The 19,568-nt window shown below is 74.7% G+C and carries 20 protein-coding genes; 8 read left to right on the forward strand and 12 right to left on the reverse strand.

Annotated features, from left to right (window positions below):
• Window positions 1–19: 19 nt before the first annotated feature.
• From FJQ57_RS06770 to FJQ57_RS06780, 3 genes are read left to right on the forward strand one after another with little or no spacing between them, the layout of a single operon-like run.
• Entirely contained in the window at window positions 20–898 is an 879-nt protein-coding gene (locus tag FJQ57_RS06770) for an alpha/beta fold hydrolase (protein ID WP_246081621.1), read from the forward strand.
• 16 nt (window positions 899–914) lie between these two features.
• On the forward strand, window positions 915–1,643 hold the full coding sequence (gene recO / locus FJQ57_RS06775; RefSeq protein WP_139978391.1) for a DNA repair protein RecO: 729 nt from the start codon (window positions 915–917) through the stop codon (window positions 1,641–1,643).
• A gap of 30 nt (window positions 1,644–1,673) precedes the next feature.
• Window positions 1,674–2,438 carry an isoprenyl transferase gene (locus FJQ57_RS06780; protein ID WP_139978392.1) on the forward strand — a complete coding sequence of 255 codons (765 nt, stop codon included), beginning with the start codon at window positions 1,674–1,676 and terminating at the stop codon, window positions 2,436–2,438.
• A gap of 588 nt (window positions 2,439–3,026) precedes the next feature.
• Here FJQ57_RS06780 and FJQ57_RS06785 read toward each other — a convergent pair.
• Genes FJQ57_RS06785 through FJQ57_RS06795 form a run of 3 tightly spaced genes read right to left on the reverse strand, consistent with a single transcriptional unit; the run spans window position 3,027 to window position 5,889 of the window.
• Window positions 3,027–4,037, reverse strand: a complete 1,011-nt coding sequence (locus FJQ57_RS06785; RefSeq protein ID WP_246081622.1) for a metal ABC transporter permease — start codon at window positions 4,035–4,037, stop codon at window positions 3,027–3,029.
• Entirely contained in the window at window positions 4,034–4,831 is a 798-nt protein-coding gene (locus FJQ57_RS06790; RefSeq protein WP_139978393.1) for a metal ABC transporter ATP-binding protein, read from the reverse strand. The genes FJQ57_RS06785 and FJQ57_RS06790 overlap by 4 nt, the downstream gene beginning before the upstream one ends.
• The gene (locus tag FJQ57_RS06795; protein WP_139978394.1) at window positions 4,822–5,889 is read right to left on the reverse strand and encodes a metal ABC transporter substrate-binding protein; all 1,068 of its coding nucleotides are present in this window, start codon (window positions 5,887–5,889) and stop codon (window positions 4,822–4,824) included. Before FJQ57_RS06795 ends, FJQ57_RS06790 begins: the two co-directional genes overlap by 10 nt.
• Window positions 5,890–5,952: 63 nt before the next feature.
• Between FJQ57_RS06795 and FJQ57_RS06800 the strand changes: the two genes are divergently transcribed.
• Complete coding sequence (locus FJQ57_RS06800; RefSeq protein WP_139978395.1) at window positions 5,953–6,786, forward strand: sulfurtransferase; 834 nt, start codon at window positions 5,953–5,955, stop codon at window positions 6,784–6,786.
• A 70-nt stretch (window positions 6,787–6,856) separates the two neighbouring features.
• Here the strand turns inward: FJQ57_RS06800 and FJQ57_RS06805 are convergent, their stop codons facing one another.
• Both FJQ57_RS06805 and sepH read right to left on the reverse strand, forming a co-directional pair.
• Window positions 6,857–8,839, reverse strand: a complete 1,983-nt coding sequence (locus tag FJQ57_RS06805) for an SDR family oxidoreductase (RefSeq protein WP_139978396.1) — start codon at window positions 8,837–8,839, stop codon at window positions 6,857–6,859.
• A 234-nt stretch (window positions 8,840–9,073) separates the two neighbouring features.
• On the reverse strand, window positions 9,074–10,072 hold the full coding sequence (gene sepH / locus FJQ57_RS06810) for a septation protein SepH (RefSeq protein ID WP_139978397.1): 999 nt from the start codon (window positions 10,070–10,072) through the stop codon (window positions 9,074–9,076).
• A 103-nt stretch (window positions 10,073–10,175) separates the two neighbouring features.
• Here sepH and FJQ57_RS06815 point away from each other — a divergent pair, with 103 nt between their 5' ends.
• Window positions 10,176–10,796: a trimeric intracellular cation channel family protein gene (locus FJQ57_RS06815; RefSeq protein WP_246081623.1), complete on the forward strand. Its 621-nt coding sequence runs from the start codon at window positions 10,176–10,178 to the stop codon at window positions 10,794–10,796.
• Window positions 10,797–10,803: 7 nt separating this feature from the next.
• Here the strand turns inward: FJQ57_RS06815 and FJQ57_RS06820 are convergent, their stop codons facing one another.
• The 5 genes from FJQ57_RS06820 to FJQ57_RS06840 are packed head-to-tail and all read right to left on the reverse strand — an operon-like array spanning window position 10,804 to window position 16,094.
• The gene (locus FJQ57_RS06820) at window positions 10,804–11,601 is read right to left on the reverse strand and encodes an Fpg/Nei family DNA glycosylase (RefSeq protein ID WP_139978399.1); all 798 of its coding nucleotides are present in this window, start codon (window positions 11,599–11,601) and stop codon (window positions 10,804–10,806) included.
• 48 nt (window positions 11,602–11,649) lie between these two features.
• Window positions 11,650–13,161 (reverse strand): M28 family peptidase, encoded by a 1,512-nt coding sequence (locus FJQ57_RS06825; protein ID WP_139978400.1) that lies wholly within the window; start codon window positions 13,159–13,161, stop codon window positions 11,650–11,652.
• Window positions 13,162–13,208: 47 nt separating this feature from the next.
• Complete coding sequence (locus FJQ57_RS06830) at window positions 13,209–14,342, reverse strand: hypothetical protein (protein ID WP_139978401.1); 1,134 nt, start codon at window positions 14,340–14,342, stop codon at window positions 13,209–13,211.
• Window positions 14,339–14,869 (reverse strand): SigE family RNA polymerase sigma factor, encoded by a 531-nt coding sequence (locus tag FJQ57_RS06835; RefSeq protein WP_139978402.1) that lies wholly within the window; start codon window positions 14,867–14,869, stop codon window positions 14,339–14,341. Before FJQ57_RS06835 ends, FJQ57_RS06830 begins: the two co-directional genes overlap by 4 nt.
• 16 nt (window positions 14,870–14,885) lie before the next feature.
• Window positions 14,886–16,094, reverse strand: coding sequence for an MFS transporter (locus FJQ57_RS06840; protein ID WP_170219302.1), 1,209 nt, complete (start codon window positions 16,092–16,094; stop codon window positions 14,886–14,888).
• A gap of 85 nt (window positions 16,095–16,179) precedes the next feature.
• Here FJQ57_RS06840 and FJQ57_RS06845 point away from each other — a divergent pair, with 85 nt between their 5' ends.
• The 3 genes from FJQ57_RS06845 (at window position 16,180) to FJQ57_RS06855 (ending at window position 18,573) form a co-directional block, all read left to right on the forward strand.
• A complete protein-coding gene (locus FJQ57_RS06845; RefSeq protein ID WP_246081624.1) occupies window positions 16,180–17,310 on the forward strand; it encodes a ferrochelatase in 1,131 nt (376 codons plus the stop codon).
• On the forward strand, window positions 17,307–18,125 hold the full coding sequence (locus tag FJQ57_RS06850; protein ID WP_139978405.1) for an inositol monophosphatase family protein: 819 nt from the start codon (window positions 17,307–17,309) through the stop codon (window positions 18,123–18,125). The genes FJQ57_RS06845 and FJQ57_RS06850 overlap by 4 nt, the downstream gene beginning before the upstream one ends.
• 157 nt (window positions 18,126–18,282) lie before the next feature.
• Window positions 18,283–18,573 carry a DUF4193 domain-containing protein gene (locus tag FJQ57_RS06855; RefSeq protein ID WP_139979118.1) on the forward strand — a complete coding sequence of 97 codons (291 nt, stop codon included), beginning with the start codon at window positions 18,283–18,285 and terminating at the stop codon, window positions 18,571–18,573.
• A 195-nt stretch (window positions 18,574–18,768) separates the two neighbouring features.
• On the opposite strand, the gene FJQ57_RS06860 is transcribed toward FJQ57_RS06855, so the two are convergent.
• A complete protein-coding gene (locus tag FJQ57_RS06860) occupies window positions 18,769–19,089 on the reverse strand; it encodes a DUF4235 domain-containing protein (RefSeq protein ID WP_139978406.1) in 321 nt (106 codons plus the stop codon).
• A gap of 9 nt (window positions 19,090–19,098) precedes the next feature.
• Window positions 19,099–19,563, reverse strand: a complete 465-nt coding sequence (locus FJQ57_RS06865) for a DUF3093 domain-containing protein (RefSeq protein ID WP_139978407.1) — start codon at window positions 19,561–19,563, stop codon at window positions 19,099–19,101.
• Between the last annotated feature and the right edge of the window lie 5 nt (window positions 19,564–19,568).

Genomic DNA, 19,568 nt, shown 5'->3' on the forward strand with positions numbered 1-19,568 from the left:
TGACCGCTACGCTCGCGCCGTGTTGGTCTCCGAGCGCATCGGCCAGTTCTTCCTCGACGGCGAGTCGGGCCGCGACCGCCTCGAGTACACCGAGTACGGCGGCGGCGACCGCTGGGTCGTGCTGCTGCACGGCCAGCTGATGCCGCGCCGCATGTGCCAGCCGCTCGCGCGGGCGCTGGCCGCCGAGGGCCTGCACGTCGTCACCCTCGACCTGCTGGGCCACGGCCGGTCCGACCGACCGGCCGACCCGCTCGGCTACTCCATGACCGCCTTCGGCGAGCAGGTCGTCGCCCTGCTCGACCACCTCGGCGCGCCCGCCGCGGTCGTCGGCGGCACCTCCCTGGGCGCCAACGTGTCCCTGGAGGTCGCCGCGATCGCGCCCGACCGGGTGCGCGGGCTGATCTGCGAGATGCCGGTCCTCGACAACGCCGTCGAGGCCGGCATCGTCGCGTTCGCGCCGCTGATGTTCGCCGCGCGGTTCCTGCCCTTCACCGTCGACGGCCTGCGGCGGGTGACCAAGCTGGTGCCCCGCGGCATCGTGCCCTTCTGGACCGGCATCGCCCTCGACACCCTCGGCCAGGAGTCCGCGTCCATGGCCGCGGTCGTGCACGGCATCTTCTTCGGCCGGGTCGCGCCGTCGTCGAAGATGCGCAAGGCCATGACCGTGCCGGCGCTGGTCGTCGGTCACCCGGCCGACCCGATCCACCCCGCCGCCGACGCGGCGATGCTGGCCGCGGAGATGCCGCACGCGACGTTCGTGCGCGCGCACTCGATCCTGGAGTGGCGGGTGCGTCCCGAGCGGCTCAACGGTGAGGCCGCCCGCTTCGCGCTGCGCTGCTGGGACGCGCCCGCCGCGGGTCGCTCGCGGGCGCGGCGTACGCAGGGCTCGACCAGCTGAGGGGGACAATGGTCCGGTGCCCCTCTACCGCGACGAGGCGGTCGTGCTGCGCACCCACAAGCTGGGGGAGGCCGACCGGATCATCACCCTGTTGACCCGCCACCACGGCCGGGTGCGCGCCGTCGCCAAGGGCGTCCGGCGCACGACGTCGAAGTTCGGCTCGCGCCTCGAGCCGTTCACCCACGTCGACCTGCAGCTCGCCGAGGGCCGCAACCTCGACATCGTCACCCAGGCCGAGACCCGCTCGCTCTTCCACGCCGGGCTCGGCAGCGACTACGACCGCTACACCTCCGGCACCGCCATGCTCGAGACCGCCGAGCGGCTGGCCACGGAGGAGAAGGAGCCGGCGACGCAGCAGTTCCTGCTGCTGGTGGGTGGGCTGCGGGCCATGACGATGCCCGAGCGGTCGCCGCTGCAGGTCCTCGACTCCTACGTGCTGCGGTCGCTGGCCGTGGCCGGCTACGCGCCGTCCTTCGAGCACTGTGCGCGCTGCGGGCTCGAGGGCCCGCACCGGTGGTTCAACCCGGCCATGGGCGGCGTGCTGTGCGCGACCTGCCGGGTCCCCGGCTCGGCCGCGCCGGCGCCGGAGACGGTGCTGGTGCTCGGGTCGCTGCTCGCCGGCGACTGGGACGCCGTCGCGGCCACCGCCGACCGCCACCTCAAGGAGGCCTCCGGCCTGGTGGCGGCGTACCTGACCTGGCACCTGGAGCGGCAGCTGCGCTCCTGGGAGCACATCGCCCGCTGAGCGAGCGGTGACCTTCCCTAGGGTGGGCGCGTGAAGCGCGCCGTCCGACCTCCCACGCCGCACCCCTCGGGCGCCCGGCCGCCGGCGATCCCGGCGGAGCTGGTGCCGAAGCACGTCGCCATCGTCATGGACGGCAACGGTCGCTGGGCCAAGCAGCGCGGCCTGCCCCGCACCCGCGGGCACGAGGAGGGCGAGTCGTCGTTGTTCGACGTCGTCGAGGGCGCCATCGAGATCGGGGTCAAGGCGGTCTCGGCGTACGCCTTCTCGACCGAGAACTGGACCCGCTCGCCCGACGAGGTCCGCTTCCTCATGGGCTTCAACCGCGACGTCATCCGCCGCCGCCGCGACGAGATGCACGAGCTCGGGGTGCGGGTGCGCTGGGCCGGCCGTGCCCCGCGGCTGTGGCGCTCGGTCGTCAAGGAGCTGCAGGTCGCCGAGGAGCTGACCCGCGACAACGACGTGCTGACCCTGACCATGTGCGTCAACTACGGCGGTCGCGCCGAGCTCGCCGACGCCGCCCGCTCCATCGCCCGCGAGGTCGCCGCCGGCCGGCTCAACCCCGACAAGGTCGACGAGAAGGTCTTCGCCCGCCACCTCTACGTCCCCGACCTCGCCGACGCCGACATGGTCTGGCGCACCTCGGGCGAGCAGCGCCTGTCCAACTTCGTGCTGTGGCAGGCGGCGTACGCCGAGATGGTCTTCACCGACGTCCTCTGGCCCGACGTCGACCGCCTCGCCCTCTGGCGCGCCATCGAGACGTACGCCGAGCGCGACCGCCGCTACGGCAAGGCCTGACCCCCGCCGGCGGGCCTGCTCGGGCCGGGCGGCGGCGACTCCCTCACCGCTGGGCGCGCTCACCCGCCCGTATTCGGGCGGGGGAGTGCATCGCACGGTGAGTTGCATGCCGGGGGCCCGGCTGAGCCGGCGGCCGGGACTACCTCACCGCTGGGCGCACCTACCCGCCCGCATTGGGGCGGGGAAGTGCACCGGACGGTGAGTTGCATGCCGGGGGCCCGGCTGAGCCGGCGGCCGTGACTACCTCACCGCTGGGTGCACCTACCCGCCCGCATTGGGGCGGGGAAGTGCACCGGACGGTGAGTTGCCTGCCGGGGGCCTGGTCGGGCCGGCGGCCGCGACTCCCTTGCCGCCGGGCGAACTCTTCCGCCCGCATTCGGGCGGGGCAGGGCACCGGTCGGTGAGGTAGACCGCGCGGGGCGGCGGCGTACGGGGCACAGGCGCCCTGACCCCACTCAGACCGGGCCACAGGGCGCACGGAGCGGCCGGGTGGGGCAGGTGCCGGACCCCGCGCCGTACCAGGCCGGCGGCAGCGAGGAGCGTGGTGCGCGGGGTCGGCACGGCCCACGCGGGCCGCGACCAGACCAGCTAGTGCTCGTCGTAGTGCGCGCCGTGCTTGGCGTGCCGGTGGCCGTCGTGGACGTAGTCGACGTGGTCGTCGTGGGGGACGGCGAGGTGGCCGCAGTCGGGGCCGTGGTCGTGCTCGCGGTGGTCGTGGTCGTCGCTGACCTCGTGGCCGAGGGGTTCGTCGGCGAAGGGGGCGACGCGGCGGGAGCGGTGGCGCAACCAGACGCCGACGGGCCAGGTGACGGCGAACATCGCGAGGGCGAGCAGCACGATGGAGGGGCCGGGGGCGACGTTGACGCGGTAGGAGGCGACGGCGGCGAGGGCGAGCCCGCCGACGGAGGCGACGAGGCCGAGGACCATGGCGCCGACGAGGGTGGCGCGGAAGGAGCGGCTGACCTGCTGCGCGGTGGCGACGGGCACGACCATGAGCGCGGAGACGAGCAGGAGCCCGACGGTGCGCATGGCCACGGTGACGGTGACGGCGGCCAGCACGGCGACGAGGAGGTTGTAGACGCGGACGTCGAGGCCGGCGACGCGGGCGAACTCGCGGTCGTGGGAGACCGCGAACAGCTGCGGCGCGAGCCCGAGGGCCACCACCACGACGACGGTGGCGAGGACCATGGTGACGATGACGTCGGAGATGCCGATGGTCAGCAGCGAGCCGAAGAGGTACTCCTGCAGCCGGCTGGCCGACTGCCCGCCGATGCCGGTGAGCAGCACGCCGCCCGCGAGCCCGCCGTAGAAGAGCAGCGCGAGGGCGACGTCGCCGTTGGTGTGGCCGCGCTCGCGGATGACCTCGATGGCGATGGCGCCGGCGGCGGCGACGAGCACGGCGGTCCAGGTGGGGGACCAGCCGGTGAGCAGGCCGATCGCGACGCCGGTGACGGCGACGTGGCCGATGCCGTCGCCCATGAGCGCGAGGCGGCGCTGCACGAGGTAGGTGCCGATGGCGGGGGCGGCGAGCCCGGTGAACAGCGCGGCGATGAGGGCACGCTGCATGAAGGGGAGCGAGAACAGCTCGGCGGGGCTCACGGGCGGCGCCCCTCGGCAGGACCGCCGGCGAGGCCGTCGAGCGGGGCGGAGACGCGTAGGGCGTGGGCGCCCGCTCCGGCCCGGCGGTGGTGGTGGTCGTGGTGGCTGAGGTCCTGCTCGCGCAGCTCGCCGTCGTGCTCGATGCGGCCGTCGCGCATGACGACGGCGCGGTCGACGAGCGGCGCGATCGGTCCGAGCTCGTGGGCGACGAGGACGACGGTGGCGCCGAGGTCCTTCAGCCCGCGCAGCGCGTCGGCGAGGGCGCGCTGGTTGAGGGCGTCGACGCCGGCGGTGGGCTCGTCGAGGAGGAACAGCTCGGGCTCGCCGGCCAGGGCCCGCGCGATGAGCACGCGCTGCTGCTGGCCGCCGGAGAGGGTGCCGACGCCGTCGCGGGCCCGGTCGGCGAGGCCGACGAGCTCGAGGGCGGAGGTGATGGCCCGGCGGTCGGCGGCCCCGAGCGGCCGCAGCAGCCGCCGTCGGGTGAGGCGGCCGGCAGAGACGGTCTCCCACACCGACGCCGGGACGCCGGACTCGGCCGAGCTGCGTTGCGGCACGAACCCGACCCGTCGCCAGTCGCGGAACTCCGCCAGCGGGGTGCCGAACAGGGTGACCTGGCCGCGGCTGAGCGGGCGCAGCCCGGTCATGGCCCGGACCAGGGTGGACTTGCCGGACCCGTTGGGGCCCATCAGGGCCAGGAACTCACCGGGAGCGACGGTCAGGTCGATGCCGCGCAGCACCGGCCGGCCGCCGATGGCGACCGCGCCGTCGGAGACCTCGACGGGGCTCAACCGCATCCGTTGGCCTTCTGCAGGGCCTCGAGGTTCTCGCGCATGAGGGAAAGGTAGTCCTCCCCGGAGGTCTCGTCGGTCAGGCCCTCGATCGGGTCGAGCACGGCGGTCGTGATGCCGGTGTCCTCGGCCAGCGACTCGGTGAACGCCGGGCTGGCCAGCCGCTCGCTGAAGACGGTGGTGATGCCGTCCTCGCGGATGAGGGCCTGCAGGTCGGCGAGGACCGACACGGTGGGCTCGGCGTCGGGGGTGAGGCCGGCCACCGGGGCCACCTCGACGCCGTACTTCGAGAGGTAGCCGAAGGCGTCGTGCGAGACGACGATCGTCTCCCGCTCGCAGCTGCTGAGCCCGTCGGTGAGAGCGTCGTCGAGGTCGTCGAGGTCGGCACGCAGGGCGTCGGCGTTCTCGGCGTACGTCGCGGCGCGCTCGGGGTCGATCTCGGAGAGCTGGTCGGCGACGGCGTCGCCCAGGTCGGCCATCCGGTCGGGGTCGAGCCAGAAGTGCGGGTCGAGGTCGCCCTCGTGGTCGTGCCCGTCGCCCTCGTGGTGGCCCTCCTCCTCGGACGGCGTCGCGGCGACCGGCTCGTCGGCGGGCTCCTCGCCCACGTGCTCGTCGCCGTGCTCGTCGGCGTGCTGGTCCGCGTGCTCGTCCGCGTGGTCCTCGTCGGCGAACGGCTCGAGGCCGACGACCTCGCCGGCGTCGAGGGTGGCCCCGGCCGCGTTCTGCTCGACGGCCTCGTCGACGGCGGGCTGGAAGTCACGCAGGTAGACCACGAGGTCGGCGGCGGAGATCTCGGCCGTCTCGCCGACGGTCAGCTCGAGGTCGTGCGGCTCCTGGCCCGGCTGGGTCAGGTTCTCCACCGCGACGTCCTCGCCGCCGATGCGCTGCGTGACGTAGGCGAGGGGGTAGAACGCGGTCGCGACGGTCAGCCCGTCGCCGCTGCCTCCACTGCCCTCCGACGCGGTGTCGTCGCTGAAGGCGGCGCAGCCCGAGACGCCCAGGGCCAGGACGACGGCGGAGGCGAGGGACAGGGCGGCGGGACGGAGGGCGGGGGTGACGCGCATGAGAACGAGTCTCACTCTTGATGAGAACCGTTGTCAAAACGGCCGATGGGCCAGGATGGCGTCATGACCTCGCCCCTGGTGACCGTCGACGAGCTGCGCGGCCTGCTCGGGGAGGTCACCGTCCTCGACGTGCGCTACCGGATGGGTGGGCCGCCCGGCCGAGCGGAGTTCGATGCCGGGCACGTGCCGGGGGCGGCGTACGTCGACCTCGACGCCGACCTCGCCGCTGCACCCGGCCCGCGGGGCCGCCACCCCCTGCCCGACCCGGCCGTGCTCACGGCCGCGATGCGCCGCTGCGGGGTGCGTGCGGACCGCCCTGTCCTGGTGTACGACGACTGGGCCGCCCACGCCGCCGCCCGCTGCTGGTGGCTGCTGCGGCACCACGGCCACGACGACGTGCGGGTGCTCGACGGCGGCTGGTCGGCCTGGGTCACCTCTGGCGGACCCGTGGCGACCGGGGCGACCGACGTCGAGCCCGGCGACTGGACGGCCGGTCCGGGCCGGCTGCCCGTGGTCGGGCCCGACGAGCTGCCGGCCGCGGCGATCGTCCTCGACGCCCGCGCACCCGAGCGCTACCGCGGCGAGGTCGAGCCCGTCGACCCGGTGGCGGGCCACGTGCCCGGCGCCGTCAACGTGCCGACCACGGGCAACCTGCGCGCCGACGGCACCTTCCGTCCGCCCGCCGAGCTCCGCGAGCGGTACGCCGCCGCCGGGGTCGCGGGCGCAGGTGCGGGTGCGGGTGCGGGTGCGGGTGCCGCGGTCTACTGCGGCTCCGGCGTCACCGCCTGCCACGACCTGCTGGCCCTCGACGTCGCCGGCCTGCCCGGCGCCGCGCTGTACCCCGGCTCGTGGTCGGAGTGGGTCGCCGACCCCGACCGGCCGGTCGAGACGGGCTGACGGGGCGACGACCACCGGGTGGCACCGGTGCGGTCGCCTTCCCGGTTGCGGTGGTTTCGAGATGGGGCCCTTACCAGTGGACGCCCTTGAACACCTTGGCGAGCATGATCTGCTCGCTCTCGCGGGTGCCGCCCTGGCCGACCTCGCCCTTGGCTGCCGCGGAGTCGGGGAAGACGTGGTAGGCCATGTTGAGCACCCGGAAGGCGATCTTGGGCGTCACCGTGTGGGCGACCGCGCCGAGGTTGCCGAGCAGGGTGTTGATCTCGTGGGGCTTCTCGACCATCGCCGTGATGACCGTGTCGGCGGCCTGGGCCGGCGAGATGGTGGGGAACTTGTCGTAGATCTTGGTCGGCGCGATCATCGGCGTCCGCACCAGCGGCATGTGGATGCTGGTGAAGGTGATGCCGTTGCCGACCACCTCGGAGGCGACGACGTTGCTCCAGGAGTCCAGGGCGGCCTTGCTGGCGACGTAGGCCGAGAAGCGCGGCGGGTTGGTCTGCACCCCGATCGAGGAGATGTTGACCACGTGGCCCGACTTCTGGCGCTGCATCGCCGGCATCAGGCCCATGACGAGCCGGATCGCCCCGAAGTAGTTGAGCTGCATGGTGCGCTCGAAGTCGTGGAAGCGGTCGGTGCTCAGCCGCAGCGAGCGCCGGATGGAGCGGCCGGCGTTGTTGACCACGAAGTCGACCGTGGGCAGCTCGGCGACGAGCTGCTCGCACAGCCGGTCGATGGCCTCGAGGTCGGAGAGGTCGCACGGGTAGACGTGGGCGGTGCCGCCGCGCATCTCGATGGTGGCCTTGGTGTCCTCGAGCTTGTCCTTGCCGCGGGCCACGAGCACGGGGATGCCGCCGGCCTGGGCGACCTTGAGCGCGGTGACCTGGCCGATGCCGGAGGAGGCGCCGGTGATGACCACGTGCTTGCCCTGCAGCGCCCCACGGACCTTCGGGTCACGACCGGTGGACTCGTCGAGGTGCTCCTCCCAGTAGCCCCACAGCGTGCGGGCGTAGCTCTCGAGGTCGGGCACGCCGATGCCGGAGCCCGCGAGCGCCTGCTCGGTGCGCCGTGAGTCGAAGACCGCGCTGAACCCGGTGTGCGCCACGACCTCGGCCGGGATGCCGAGCCGCCCCAGGGTCTGGTCGAGCAGCAGCTGGGCCGGACGCTGCTTGACCACGGCGTTGATCAACCGCGAGGTGCGCAGCACGCCCGGCACGGGCAGCCGCGACGCCGGTGTCGCGAGCTGCGGGGCGCCGGCGGCCTTGCAGAACAGGTTGACCATCTCGACCGTCGGCTGCGGCTCGGGGTTGACCAGGTGGAAGGCCTCGCCGTCGCGGCCGGGGAGGTGGGCCAGGTGGTCCATCGCCTTGGCGACGTAGTCGACCGGCACGACATTGGTCTCGCCGAGGTCGACCCCGACGAGCGGCAGCCACGCCGGCAGGCGGTCACGCAGCGCCTTCATCAGCGGGAAGAAGTAGTAGGGGCCGTCGACCTTGTCCATCGCGCCCGTCTGGGAGTGGCCGACCACGATCGCGGGACGGTAGACGCGCCACGGCACGTCGCCCTCGCGCACGATGCGCTCGGACTCGAACTTGGTGCGGTGGTACGGCGAGGGCAGGTGCTGCCCCTCGTCGAACATCGTCTCGTCGAACGTCCCGCGGAACTCGCCGGCCGCCGCGACCGAGGAGACCTGGTGGAAGGTGCCGGCCCGCAGCGCGGAGGCCAGGGCGACGGCGTTGGTGGTGCCGCCGACGTTCATCGTCTCGTTGGTCGCGTCGTCGGCGGCCATGTCGTAGATCGCGGCCAGGTGCATGAAGTGGTCGATCTCGCCAGCGTGCTCGGTGACCCACGCCGGGTCGACCCCGAGGCGGTCCTCCGACAGGTCGCCGACGACCGGGACGACCCGGTCGGACCCCCAGCGCCGCACCAGGGTCTCGAGGCGGCCCATCGAGCCCTGGCGGCACAGCACGAAGATCTCGCCCTCGCGGTGGTCGACGAGCTCCTGGACGAGGTGTCGACCGATGAATCCAGTGGCGCCGGTCACGAAGTAGGCCATGGCGCTGACCCTACTGTCCGGTCACCGCCCGCGGCAGTGCTTCCGGAGGCGCTCCGACGCGGCGTGTGCCGGCGGCTGAGGTGCGGGCGGAGCGAGCCGGTCTCGGTGGCTGAGGTGCGAGCGGAGCGCGCCTCGAGGCCTCGGTGCTGCCACTCGACCCAGGTGGGTCGGCTGCGGTGGCGTCGAGGCTCGTCGCTGGGGCTCCTCGCACCTCGGCCCGCGTCGCTCCGTCGCTCAGCTGTCGCCGGGCCCGAACATGATCTCGTCCCAGCTCGGGACGGAGGCGCGGCCCTTCTTCTTCTGCACCGGGCGGCGGGCGGGCTCCGGGGCGGGCTCGGGCTCCGGGTCGGGGTCGGTAGCAGCGGCCTCGGCCGCCTCCTCGCGCAGCGCCGGGTCGTCGGCGGCGGGAGAGTCGCCGAGGAAGGCCTCGACGGGGGAGTCGGGCTCGGAGACGAGCTCGATGGCGTCGTCGCCGAGCGGCAGCTCGTCGTCGTCGGGGCCGGCGCCGAGCGGGAGTGCGCCGAGGCGGCGCTCGCGGGCGCTGCGCAGGTCGTCGCGGGCCGGCTCGGGGGCGGCGACGGCGTCGCCGACGAGCCAGTGGGCGTCCTCGTCGTCGACGACGACGTAGCTGCCCCGGACGTCGTAGGTGAGGTGGGCGGTGCCGGTGCGCTCGGTGAGCGCGAACCCGGCGGTCAGGGTCCAGCGGCCGTCCTCGCGGCGCCAGGCGTCCCACTCGACGGCCGCGGGGTCGAGGTTGAGCGAGCGCAGGTGGGTCTCGACGGCGTCACCGAGCGTGCGGGCGCCCGTGGACGGCTCGCCCGCCGGGCGGCGCAGGGTCGAGCGCTGGGCGCGCTCGGCGACGTGCTCGCGCTCGGCCAGGACCGGGCCGACGAACGGCATGATCTTCTCGACGCTGGTCTGCGCCGCCTCGGCGACGGCCTCGGCGGTCTCGCCGGCGCGGATGCGGGCCTGGATGTCGCGGGGGCGCAGGGCGCTGTCCATGGGGGTCTCCATCTGGCCGGGCCGACCGGGGCGGGGGGTCTCGCCGCGCACGGCGGCGCGGAGGCCGGCGGTGACCGGCAGGGTGTAGGTCGCGCCGGTCTCGTCGGCGAGCAGCAGGCTGGTGCGGTCGTCGCTCACGCCGGTGAGGGTCAGCGGACGCTCGCGGGCGGCCCGCGGCGCACCGGGCACCGGGGGCTCGAGGTGCCCCGCGACGTGCTCGGCCCTCTCCATGACGTGCCTGCCTCCCGTGCTGCTTCCGTTCCGGACGACCCTACGCCAGCCCGGTGCCCGACCACCGGCGGCGCGCCCGGCGGGCCCGCCCTACCCTCGTGCGGTGGCCGGCACCCTCGTCACCCTCGACCTCGTGGGCATCTTCGTGTTCGCGATCTCGGGCGCCCTGGTGGCCGTGCGCAAGGAGCTCGACGTGTTCGGGGTGCTGGTGCTGGCCGCCACGACGGGGCTCGGCGGCGGGTTCCTGCGCGACGTGCTCATCGGTGCCGCTCCGCCGGCGGCCCTCGCCGACTGGCGCTACCTCCTCGTGCCCCTGGCGGCCGGGCTCGTCTGCTTCGCCTTCCACGGGGCCGTGGGCCGGATGGAGCGGCAGGTCAACGTCTTCGACGCCTTCGGGCTCTCGGTCTTCTGCGTCGCGGGAGCGCTCAAGGCCCTCGACCACGGCCTCGGTCCGGTGCCGGCGGCCCTGATGGGCATGGTCACCGGCATCGGCGGAGGCATGGTGCGCGACCTGCTGGCCGGTCGTGTCCCCGTGGTCTTCCGCGGTGAGCTCTACGCCACCCCCGCCCTCGCCGGCGCCGCGGTGGCGGTCCTCGGCGACCGCACCGACCTCCCGGCGTACGTCGTCGCGGTGGCGGGCGCGACCGTGTGCCTGGTCTGGCGGCTGCTGGCCCTGTGGCGCGGCTGGACCGCGCCCCTGGCGGCCGGGTCGGCCAGCGTCTAGCCGACCGTCACCGCTGCTCTTCGGGGCACCACCACGTGGTGCGGCCGCCGACGGTGGCGCGGGTCATCTCGGCGCCGCAGCGCGGGCAGTGCTCGCCCTTGCCGCGGTGGGCGATGACCTCGCCGGTGTGGACGCCGCCCCGGCGGATGGCGGCCTTGGTCGCCTTGCGCAGCTCGCGGTGCAGCCGGGCGACCTCGTCGTCGTCGAGGGTGTCGACGCGCCGCCGCGGGTCGAGGCGGGCCTGCCAGAGCGTCTGGTCGGCCAGCAGGTTGCCGACGCCGGCCAGCATCGACTGGTCGAGCAGGCGGGCCTTGAGCGGGGCCTTGCCCCGGCCCATGACCTCGCGGAACTCCCCGAGCCCGACGAGCTCGGCGTCGGGCCCGAGCGCGTCGACGTCGGGGTCGAGCCGCACCCGCCCGAGGCGCCGCTTGTCGAACAGGCGCAGCACGGCACCGCTCTCGAACGTCACGGTGAACCGGTTCCACTCGGGCTTGCCGTCGAGGGCGCCGCGGACCCGGTCGCCTCCCTCGACGACCTCGCCGTCGGGGTCGGTGACGAACACCCGCCCGGCCATGCCGAGGTGCACGCCGAGGTCCGGCCCGTCGCGGGAGGTGGAGAGCCACATCGACTTGCCGCGCCGGTGGGCGGCGCTGAACTGGCGGCCCACGATGGCCTCGCGGATCTCGCCGGGCGAGTGCGGGCGGCAGACCCACGTGTCGGTGTCGTCGACGTCGGCGATGGTGCGGTGCAGCGCGGACCGCTCGAGGGCCGCGCGCGCCGTCTCGACCTCGGGGAGCTCGGGCACGTCTGCATCGTGCCCGGCTCCCCGGGTCGGTCGCTCACCCTCCGGTGGTCAGCGGCGGGTGGCCAGGTCGTGCATCGCCGAGCCGATCAGCTCCATGCTCACCGTGAGCCGGTCGATGCTGATGTTCTTGGCGATCGTGTCCTCGGGTGAGTGGTACGGCGGCTCGAGCAGCGCGGGCGAGGCCTCGCCGCGCCAGGAGAAGTTGGCCGAGGCGATGCCCTGCTCCTGGAACGACTGGTGGTCGCTCGACCCACGCTCGGTGACCTCGGAGATCTCCGGGGCGTAGCCGAGCCGGGTCGCGGCGCTGGCCACGGTCTCGGTGGTCGCGTTGGCCCGGCCGTCGAAGGACAGCAGCCAGTAGCGGGTGGCGGGCTCCCAGCTGGTGCCGACCATGTCGTTGTTGAACGCCCCGCGGATGCGGTCGCGCTCGGACTGCGGCAGCTGGGCCACGTGGTGGCGCGAGCCGATGAGGCCCTGCTCCTCCGAGCCCCACAGGGCGAAGCGGATGCCGGCCTCGGTGGCCCCGATCGTGCGGAACACCCGGGCCAGCTCGAGGGTGAGCACGGTGCCGGACCCGTCGTCGTTGGCCCCGGGGGCGCCGATGACGGTGTCGTAGTGCGCGCCGACGTACACCAGGGGCGAGAGGCCGCGACGGCCGCTGGGCCGCTCGGCGATGACGTTGTGGCTGGTCAGGCCGCGGTGGGCCGTCGTGCTGACCTGGAGGCGCAGCGGCCGGACGGCGAGGTCCTCGCGCAGCAGCCGCTTCTGCACCTGCGCGACGCCGACCACCGGGACGGCCGCGGTCGGGGTGGGCGGCGGGGCGGTGGTGCCCGTCGTCGGGACCAGTCGCAGGGAGGCGGCCGAGGCGCGGCGGGGGAAGGCCTGGTCGAGCGGGAGCAGGACGACCGCGACGGCGCCGCGGCGCTGCGCCTCGGCCACGAACGCGGCCCGGGCGACCACCCGGGCGGCGGCGTCGGTGCTCTGGGTGTCGTCGGCCAGCACGACCGCGCCGGTCGTGGCCGCGGCGTCGGTGGGCCAGCGCGGGGCGTCGGCCGGGCCGACGTCGAGGGCCGGGCCGGCGACCTTGACACCGTGGGCGGCGTCGGGCGAGGCGCCGGCCTGCCAGCAGATGTCGTCGGGCAGCTGGCCGCCCGGGTCGCCGATGTCGGCCAGGAACTTGTCGGCCACCGGGAACGGCTCGAGCCGCACCGCGAGCCGCTGCCGGTCGAGCTCGGCGGCGATGTAGTCGGCGGCGGCGCGCTCGGACGGCGTCCCGCCGATGCGTGGGCCGATGTCCTCCGAGAGCGCGCGCAGGTCGCGCAGGGCGCGGTGGGGACGGATCGCGCTGACGACCTTGCGGTCACCGGGGCGCAGCTTGGGCGCGGTGCGGGCGCCGGGGCGGACCGCGTCGGCGGCCCAGGCGGGCTGGCCGGCGGCGAGGACGGCGACCCCCGCGGCACCGGCCGCAGCGCCACCGAGGAGTCGGCGGCGGCTGAGGCCGGCGGCCGCAGGATCGGCCGTGAGCGTGGTCGTACGACGGACGTCTTCCCGAGATGTCATGGGCGGGACCGTAGTGCCGTGTGGTCCAGACCACAACGCGGGAGCGGTCAGTCGTCGCTCATGTCGGCGCCGGCGGGGAGCACGAAGGTGCCGCTCTCCAGCGTGTCGGCGTCGACCTGGTCGCCGGCGAGCGTCTCGCACGACCCGGTCGGCACCGTGCAGGCCAGGAAGGACGCCCCCGGGGCCGGGTCCTCCACCGCCAGGGCCAGCAGCCGTCCGTCGGGCAGCCAGTCGTAGCCGACGGAGAAGCCGGGGAGCCCCAGCTCCACCAGCTCGCCGCTGGCGGTGTCGACCACCGTGGCGGTCTCGGCGTCGAGGGTCAGCCAGGCCCCGTCGGGGGAGAAGACGGCGGTGCTGGCGTACTGCCCGTCCAGCCGGAGGCGAGGCTGGTCGGTGCGCGGGCCGATGGCCAGGCCCTCGTCGGTGCCGAAGACGACGTCGCCGTCGCGGGCCGCCACGAGGTCGAAGCCGTTCTCGGTCGGTCCCAGGGGCCGGGTCGTGCCGTCGGCCAGGTCGAGGGCGACGGCCCCGCCGGTCGACCGCAGGTAGGCCGTCCCGGCGTCGAGGGCGTAGAAGGAGGCGGGGTCGGCCTCGTCGTCGAGCACCGCCATGCCGGTGGTGTCGACGTCGAGGGTCTGCTGCTCACCGGTCGCGGTGTCGAGCACGACGTACGCCGGGGCGGCGCCCGACGGGTCGACCCACCCCACTTGCGAGGTGGCGGGGTCGTGCACCAGGTCGGAGTCGCGCTCGTCGGTCTGGCCGACCCGCTCCACGGCGTACGCACCGTCGGCGCCGCGCAGCACCGACCACACCGCCCCGTCGCGGCCCGCGGCCACGAAGCCCTGCCCGGTCGCGACGTACGACGCCACGGGCCGCCCGACGTCGACGACCGTCGTGCCGTCGAGGAGGTGGACGGTGGAGCCGGCGAGGTAGGTCGGCTCGGGCGGGCGTCCCGCGGGCGCCGCCGGGTCGACCGCCCGGCCGGGGGCGTCGTCGCCGGGGGCGAGGACCACGACCAGGCCGGCCACCACGGCCGCGGCGGCCAGGCCGCCGGCCGCGGTGGCGGCGTACCGGCTGTGCCGCCGGCGCCGGCCGGCACGGCGGACCGCGTCGAGGTCGGGGAGGGGGAAGTCGACCGCGGACGCGCGCTCGTCGAGCAGGGTCTTGAGCTTCTCGGTCATCGGGTCACCGCCGTGGCGTAGGAGGGGAGGAGGTCGGGGTCGTCGTCGCCGAGGGCGTCGCGCAGCCGGGCGATCGCGGCGGCGGTCTGGGACTTCACGGTGCCGACCGCGCAGCCCATGGCGGCGGCGGTCTGGGCCTCGGTGAGGTCCTCGTAGTAGCGCAGCACGATGCAGGCCCGCTGGCGGGCGGGGAGGGTCTGCAGCGCGTCCCACAGCCACCGGCTCTGGGTGACGCCGCCGGCGACGTCGGGTCCACCTGCCGGCTCGGGCAGCGCGTCGGCGGGACGCTCGTGCGTCCAGCGACGTCGCCGGAACCACGAGATCGCGGTCGTGGTGATGGCCTTGCGGCAGTAGGCCTCGGCGTTCTCGGGCTGCCGCAGGCGAGGCCAGGCGGCGTAGGTCTTGACCAACGCCTCCTGCACGAGGTCCTGGGCGAGCGCACGCTCGCCGACCATCAGGTAGGCCGCACGGTGCAGGGCCGCCGAGCGGCCGTGCACGAAGGCGGCGAATGCGTCGTCGTCGGTCACGACTGGCCAGACGCGATCAGGCGGCGGAAAGGTTCGGTGTGCGACGCGAGGTCGTCGGCAGGCGGACGGCCAGGCTGGCCGCGAGGGCGAGCAGGCCGCCGGCCACGGGCACCAGGTAGGCCGGCGAGGCCCCGGCGGCGTCGATGACCAGTCCCGCGAGCACGGCGCCCGGGGCGACGCCGGCCACGATGCCGGTCTGCACGAAGGCCATGCTCTCGGTCAACCGCGAGGGCGGCACGGTCTGCTCGGCCAGCGCCATGGTGGCGATGAGGGTCGGGGCGATCGCGAACCCGCCCACCAGCAGCAGCGCCCCCATCACCCAGACGCTGTCGACGAGCAGCAGTGGGGCCATGGCCACCGTCATCGCCACCGCACCGAGGCGCAGGCGCTGGAGCACCGTGCGCTTCCAGGTGACGGCGCCGGTGATGACGCCGGCCATGAGGCTGCCGGCCGCCCACAGGGCGAGCAGGACGCCGGCGAGGGGCTCGACGCCACGCTCCTCGGCGAAGGCGACGGTGGTCACCTCGGCGGCACCGAAGAGCGTGCCGAGGGCCAACGAGGCGACGCTGAGGGGGACCACCGTGGCCCAGGGCATCGGGGCCCGGTCGCGGCGGTCGACCAGCGGCGGGTGGGGCGGCGGCTCGGTCGCCCGCTGCGAGGCGAAGAAGAGCGTGCCGGTCACGCCGGCGGTCATGGCCGCGGCCAGCCCGGCGACCGGGTGCACCGCCGTCGCGAGCAGCGTCACCAGGATCGGACCGGTGATGAAGACCGCCTCGTCGGCCACGGCCTCGAGGGCGAACGCGGTGTGCCGGTCGGCCTCGCCCGGCAGCACGTGGGCCCAGCGGGCGCGCACGCACGAACCGACCGACGGCAGGCACGCGCCGGCCAGCGCCGCCACCACGAAGGTCAGGGGGAGCGGCCGGTCGCCCTCGACCGACCAGATCGCCGCCGCGAGGCCGAGGCCCCACAGCACGATCGCCACCGGCAGCACCCGCGACTGCCCGAACCGGTCGATCAGCCGCGCCTGCGGCACCGCGCAGGCGGCGTTGGCCAGCAGGCCGACCCCCGAGACCGCACCGGCGAGGCCGTAGGAGCCCGTCGCACCCTCGACCAGCAGGACCGTCCCCAGGCCGACCATGGAGATCGGGAGGCGCGCGACGAGCGCGGTCGCGCAGAAGAGCGCGGTGCCCGGGCGCGACAGGATGCGGCGGTAGGTCGAGAGCATGACGACCCCGAGGTTAGGAGCAGGTCCCACCGGCCGGCCCCGGGGCCACCCCTCCGGGCGCGCGGCCGTCCCTACGATCGGGGTCGTGACTGAAGCCCCCGCCGCACCCACGGTGCCCGACGTGGCGCCGTACGACGCCCTGCTCCTGGTCTCCTTCGGCGGCCCCGAGGGCCCGGACGACGTGGTGCCGTTCCTCGAGAACGTCACCCGCGGCCGCGGCATCCCCCGTGAGCGCCTCGAGGAGGTGGGGGAGCACTACTACCTCTTCGGTGGGAAGTCGCCCATCAACGACCAGAACCGTGCGTTCCTCGACGCCCTGCGCGCCGACCTCGCCGAGCACGGGATCGACCTCCCGGTCTACTGGGGCAACCGCAACTGGGACCCTTACCTCACCGACACGCTGCAGCAGATGGCCGCCGACGGCGTGCAGCGGGCCGCGTGCTTCGTGACCAGTGCCTACTCCTCGTGGTCCTCGTGCCGGCAGTACCGCGAGAACCTGTACGACGCCGTCACCTCCGTCCCCGACGGCACCCCGGCGCCGCGGCTGGACAAGCTGCGCCACTACTTCAACCACCCCGGGTTCGTCGCCCCGGTCGTCGACGGCGTGCTGGCCGCGCTGGCCGGCCTCCCCGAGGGCTCGCGCATCGTCTTCGTGACCCACTCCATCCCCGACGCCATGGCCGACTCCAGCGGGCCGCCGGAGGCCGGCGGGTCGGCGTACGTCCGCCAGCACCTCGACGTCGCGCAGGTCGTCGCCGACGCCGTGGCCGAGCAGACCGGCACCCGCCACGAGCACGACCTCGTCTACTGCTCGCGCTCCGGCCCGCCGCAGGTGCCGTGGCTCGAGCCCGACGTCAACGACCACCTCGAGGCCCTGGCCGCGCAGGGCGTGCCCGGCGTCGCGGTGGTGCCGGTCGGGTTCGTCTCGGACCACATGGAGGTCATCTACGACCTCGACACCGAGGCCAGGGAGACGGCCGAGCGGCTCGGCCTCCCGTTCGCCCGGGCCGCGACGCCGGGCACCGACCCCCGCTTCGTCGCCGTGGTGCGCGACCTGCTCGTGGAGCGGGCCGCCGTCGAGCGCGGCGTCGAGGTCACCCGGGCCTTCGAGGGCGAGCACGGCGTGTGCTGGGACCGCTGCCCGGTCGGCTGCTGCCCCAACCCGCGCGCCGAGCGACCCGCCCTGACCGGCGTCGGCGACGAGACGCCGCGGTGAGCGCCGACGGGACCGCCCTGGCCGCCGAGCTGGCCGACCTGGCCCTCGACGTCGCCCGCGAGGCCGCCGCCCTGGTGCGGGAGCGGGCCCGGGGCACCGTCGAGGTCACCGACACCAAGACCAGCGCCATCGACGTGGTCACCCAGGTCGACAAGGACTGCGAGGCGCTCGTGCGCGAGCGGCTCCTCGCCGCCCGGCCCGACGACGCCGTGCTCGGCGAGGAGGGCGACGACGTCGCCGGCACCTCCGGGGTGCGCTGGGTCGTCGACCCGATCGACGGCACCGTCAACTTCCTCTACGGCATCCCGCAGTACGCGGTGTGCATCGCCGCCGAGCTCGACGGCGAGGTGGTGGCCGGCGTCGTGGTCGACGTCGCCAAGCAGGTCGAGTACGTCGCCCGGCCCGGCGCCGACGGCACCACCGTCGCCCTGCGCAACGGCGACCCCATCTCGGTCGGCCCGCCGCGCCCGCTCGGCGAGCGCCTGGTCGCCACCGGCTTCTCCTACCGCACCGAGGTCAAGGTCGTGCAGGCCGCCGCGGTCGCGCAGCTGCTGCCCCGGGTGCGCGACGTACGACGGATGGGCTCGTGCGCGCTCGACGTGTGCGCGGTGGCCGAGGGCATGGTCGACGCCTACGTCGAGGAGGGCGTCAACCTGTGGGACCACGCCGCCGCCGGGGCGGTGGCCCGGGCCGCGGGCGCGACCACCGTGCTCGGTCGCGGGCGGGGCGGGATGACGCTCCTGCTGTGCGCCCCGGAGCACGGCGTCGAGGAGCTGCGGGCGGCGACGGAGGAGGCCGGTTTCTGGGCCCCGTAGGGGCTGCGACACGCCGGAATAGGGCACTGGGGGGCGACGTTGGACCGGACGCCCCCGGACCGGTGTATCGATCCGTGACCGGATGGTGCATGATCTGCCGCGCCAGGCGGGGGAACGGGCACCTGGGGCATCGACCGTGAGGGGAGTGAGCAACGCGATGGCGACCGACTACGACGCACCGCGCAAGAACGAGGAAGACCAGTCCGAGGAGAGCATCGAGGAGCTCAAGGCTCGACGCCACGACAAGAACTCGGGCAAGGTCGACGAGGACGAGACCGAGGCCGCTGAGTCCTTCGAGCTCCCCGGCGCCGACCTGTCGCACGAAGAGCTGGCCGTGGAGGTGAAGCCCAAGCAGGAGGACGAGTTCACCTGCATGAGCTGCTTCCTCGTGCACCACCGCAGCCAGCTGGCCGACGAGAAGAAGCTCATCTGCCGCGACTGCATCTGACGCGCGAGCGCGTCACGAGAGAAGGTGCCCGGGCCGACGGCCCGGGCACCGGTGTTTTTGGTCGGCCCCGGTGGTCGAGGAGGTTCCGCTGGGGACCGTCTCGAGGCCATGGACAGACGCGGCACGCCTCCTCACTCGCGGTCAGTGGTCTCGAGACAGGCGCCAGGGCGCCTTCCTCGACCACCGTGCGGCGCGTCAGAGGCGCTGGTCGTCCTTGCGCAGGTCGGGGGGCAGGTGGCCGGTGGAGCGGTGGTAGTAGGAGGCGGCCCGGCGCTGGGCCAGCATCCGCGCGAGCCCGACGACCGCGCCGCTGAAGACGGCCCAGGCCACGGCCTCGCGCAGCTCGACGTCGGGGTCGGCGGGGTTCTCCGGGGGCTGCTTGCGGGTGGCGGCCTTCCACGAGACGTCGAGGCCGCGCTTGGCGACCTGCGCGGCACCGAGGGCCGCGGCGAGGGAGAAGACCGACCAGATCTTCGAGCTGTCGGGTGCGCCGCCGGACTTCTTCTTCTTGGCCATGGCGAAAACCTAGCGGGGCGCCGCGCCGCCCGACATCGCCCCGACGGCGCCGGCCAGCGCCTCGGGGTGGCGGGTGCTCACCAGCCAGTACGGCGCGGGGTCGGCCGGGTCGTTGATCTCGACCTTGACCGCCCGCGACAGGTAGGGCCGCAGCAGCAGGAACGCGCGGGCGTCGGCCTCCACACCGGCCGTGCGCCGGGTCTGCTCGGCGTCGAGGGCCTCGGCCGCGCCGAGGTGCCGGGCCTCGATGCGAGCCCGGCCGACCTGCAGCTGGCCGTCGGCCACGCGCACCCGCGCGCCGCCGTAGGACCGGAAGGCGGCGGCCATCAGCAGCATGGCCACCGCGGTCACCGACCAGGCCAGCGGCGAGGGCACGGCCACGATCATCGCCAGCCACAGCGAGGCGACCAGCATCGAGCCCTGCACCCACCAGCGCAGGGGCACGGCGAGCCGCTCCTCGTACGCCGTCGCCACGGCCC

Source organism: Nocardioides litoris (assembly GCF_006346315.1).
In the GTDB taxonomy this organism is placed as follows: Bacteria; Actinomycetota; Actinomycetes; order Propionibacteriales; family Nocardioidaceae; genus Nocardioides; species Nocardioides litoris.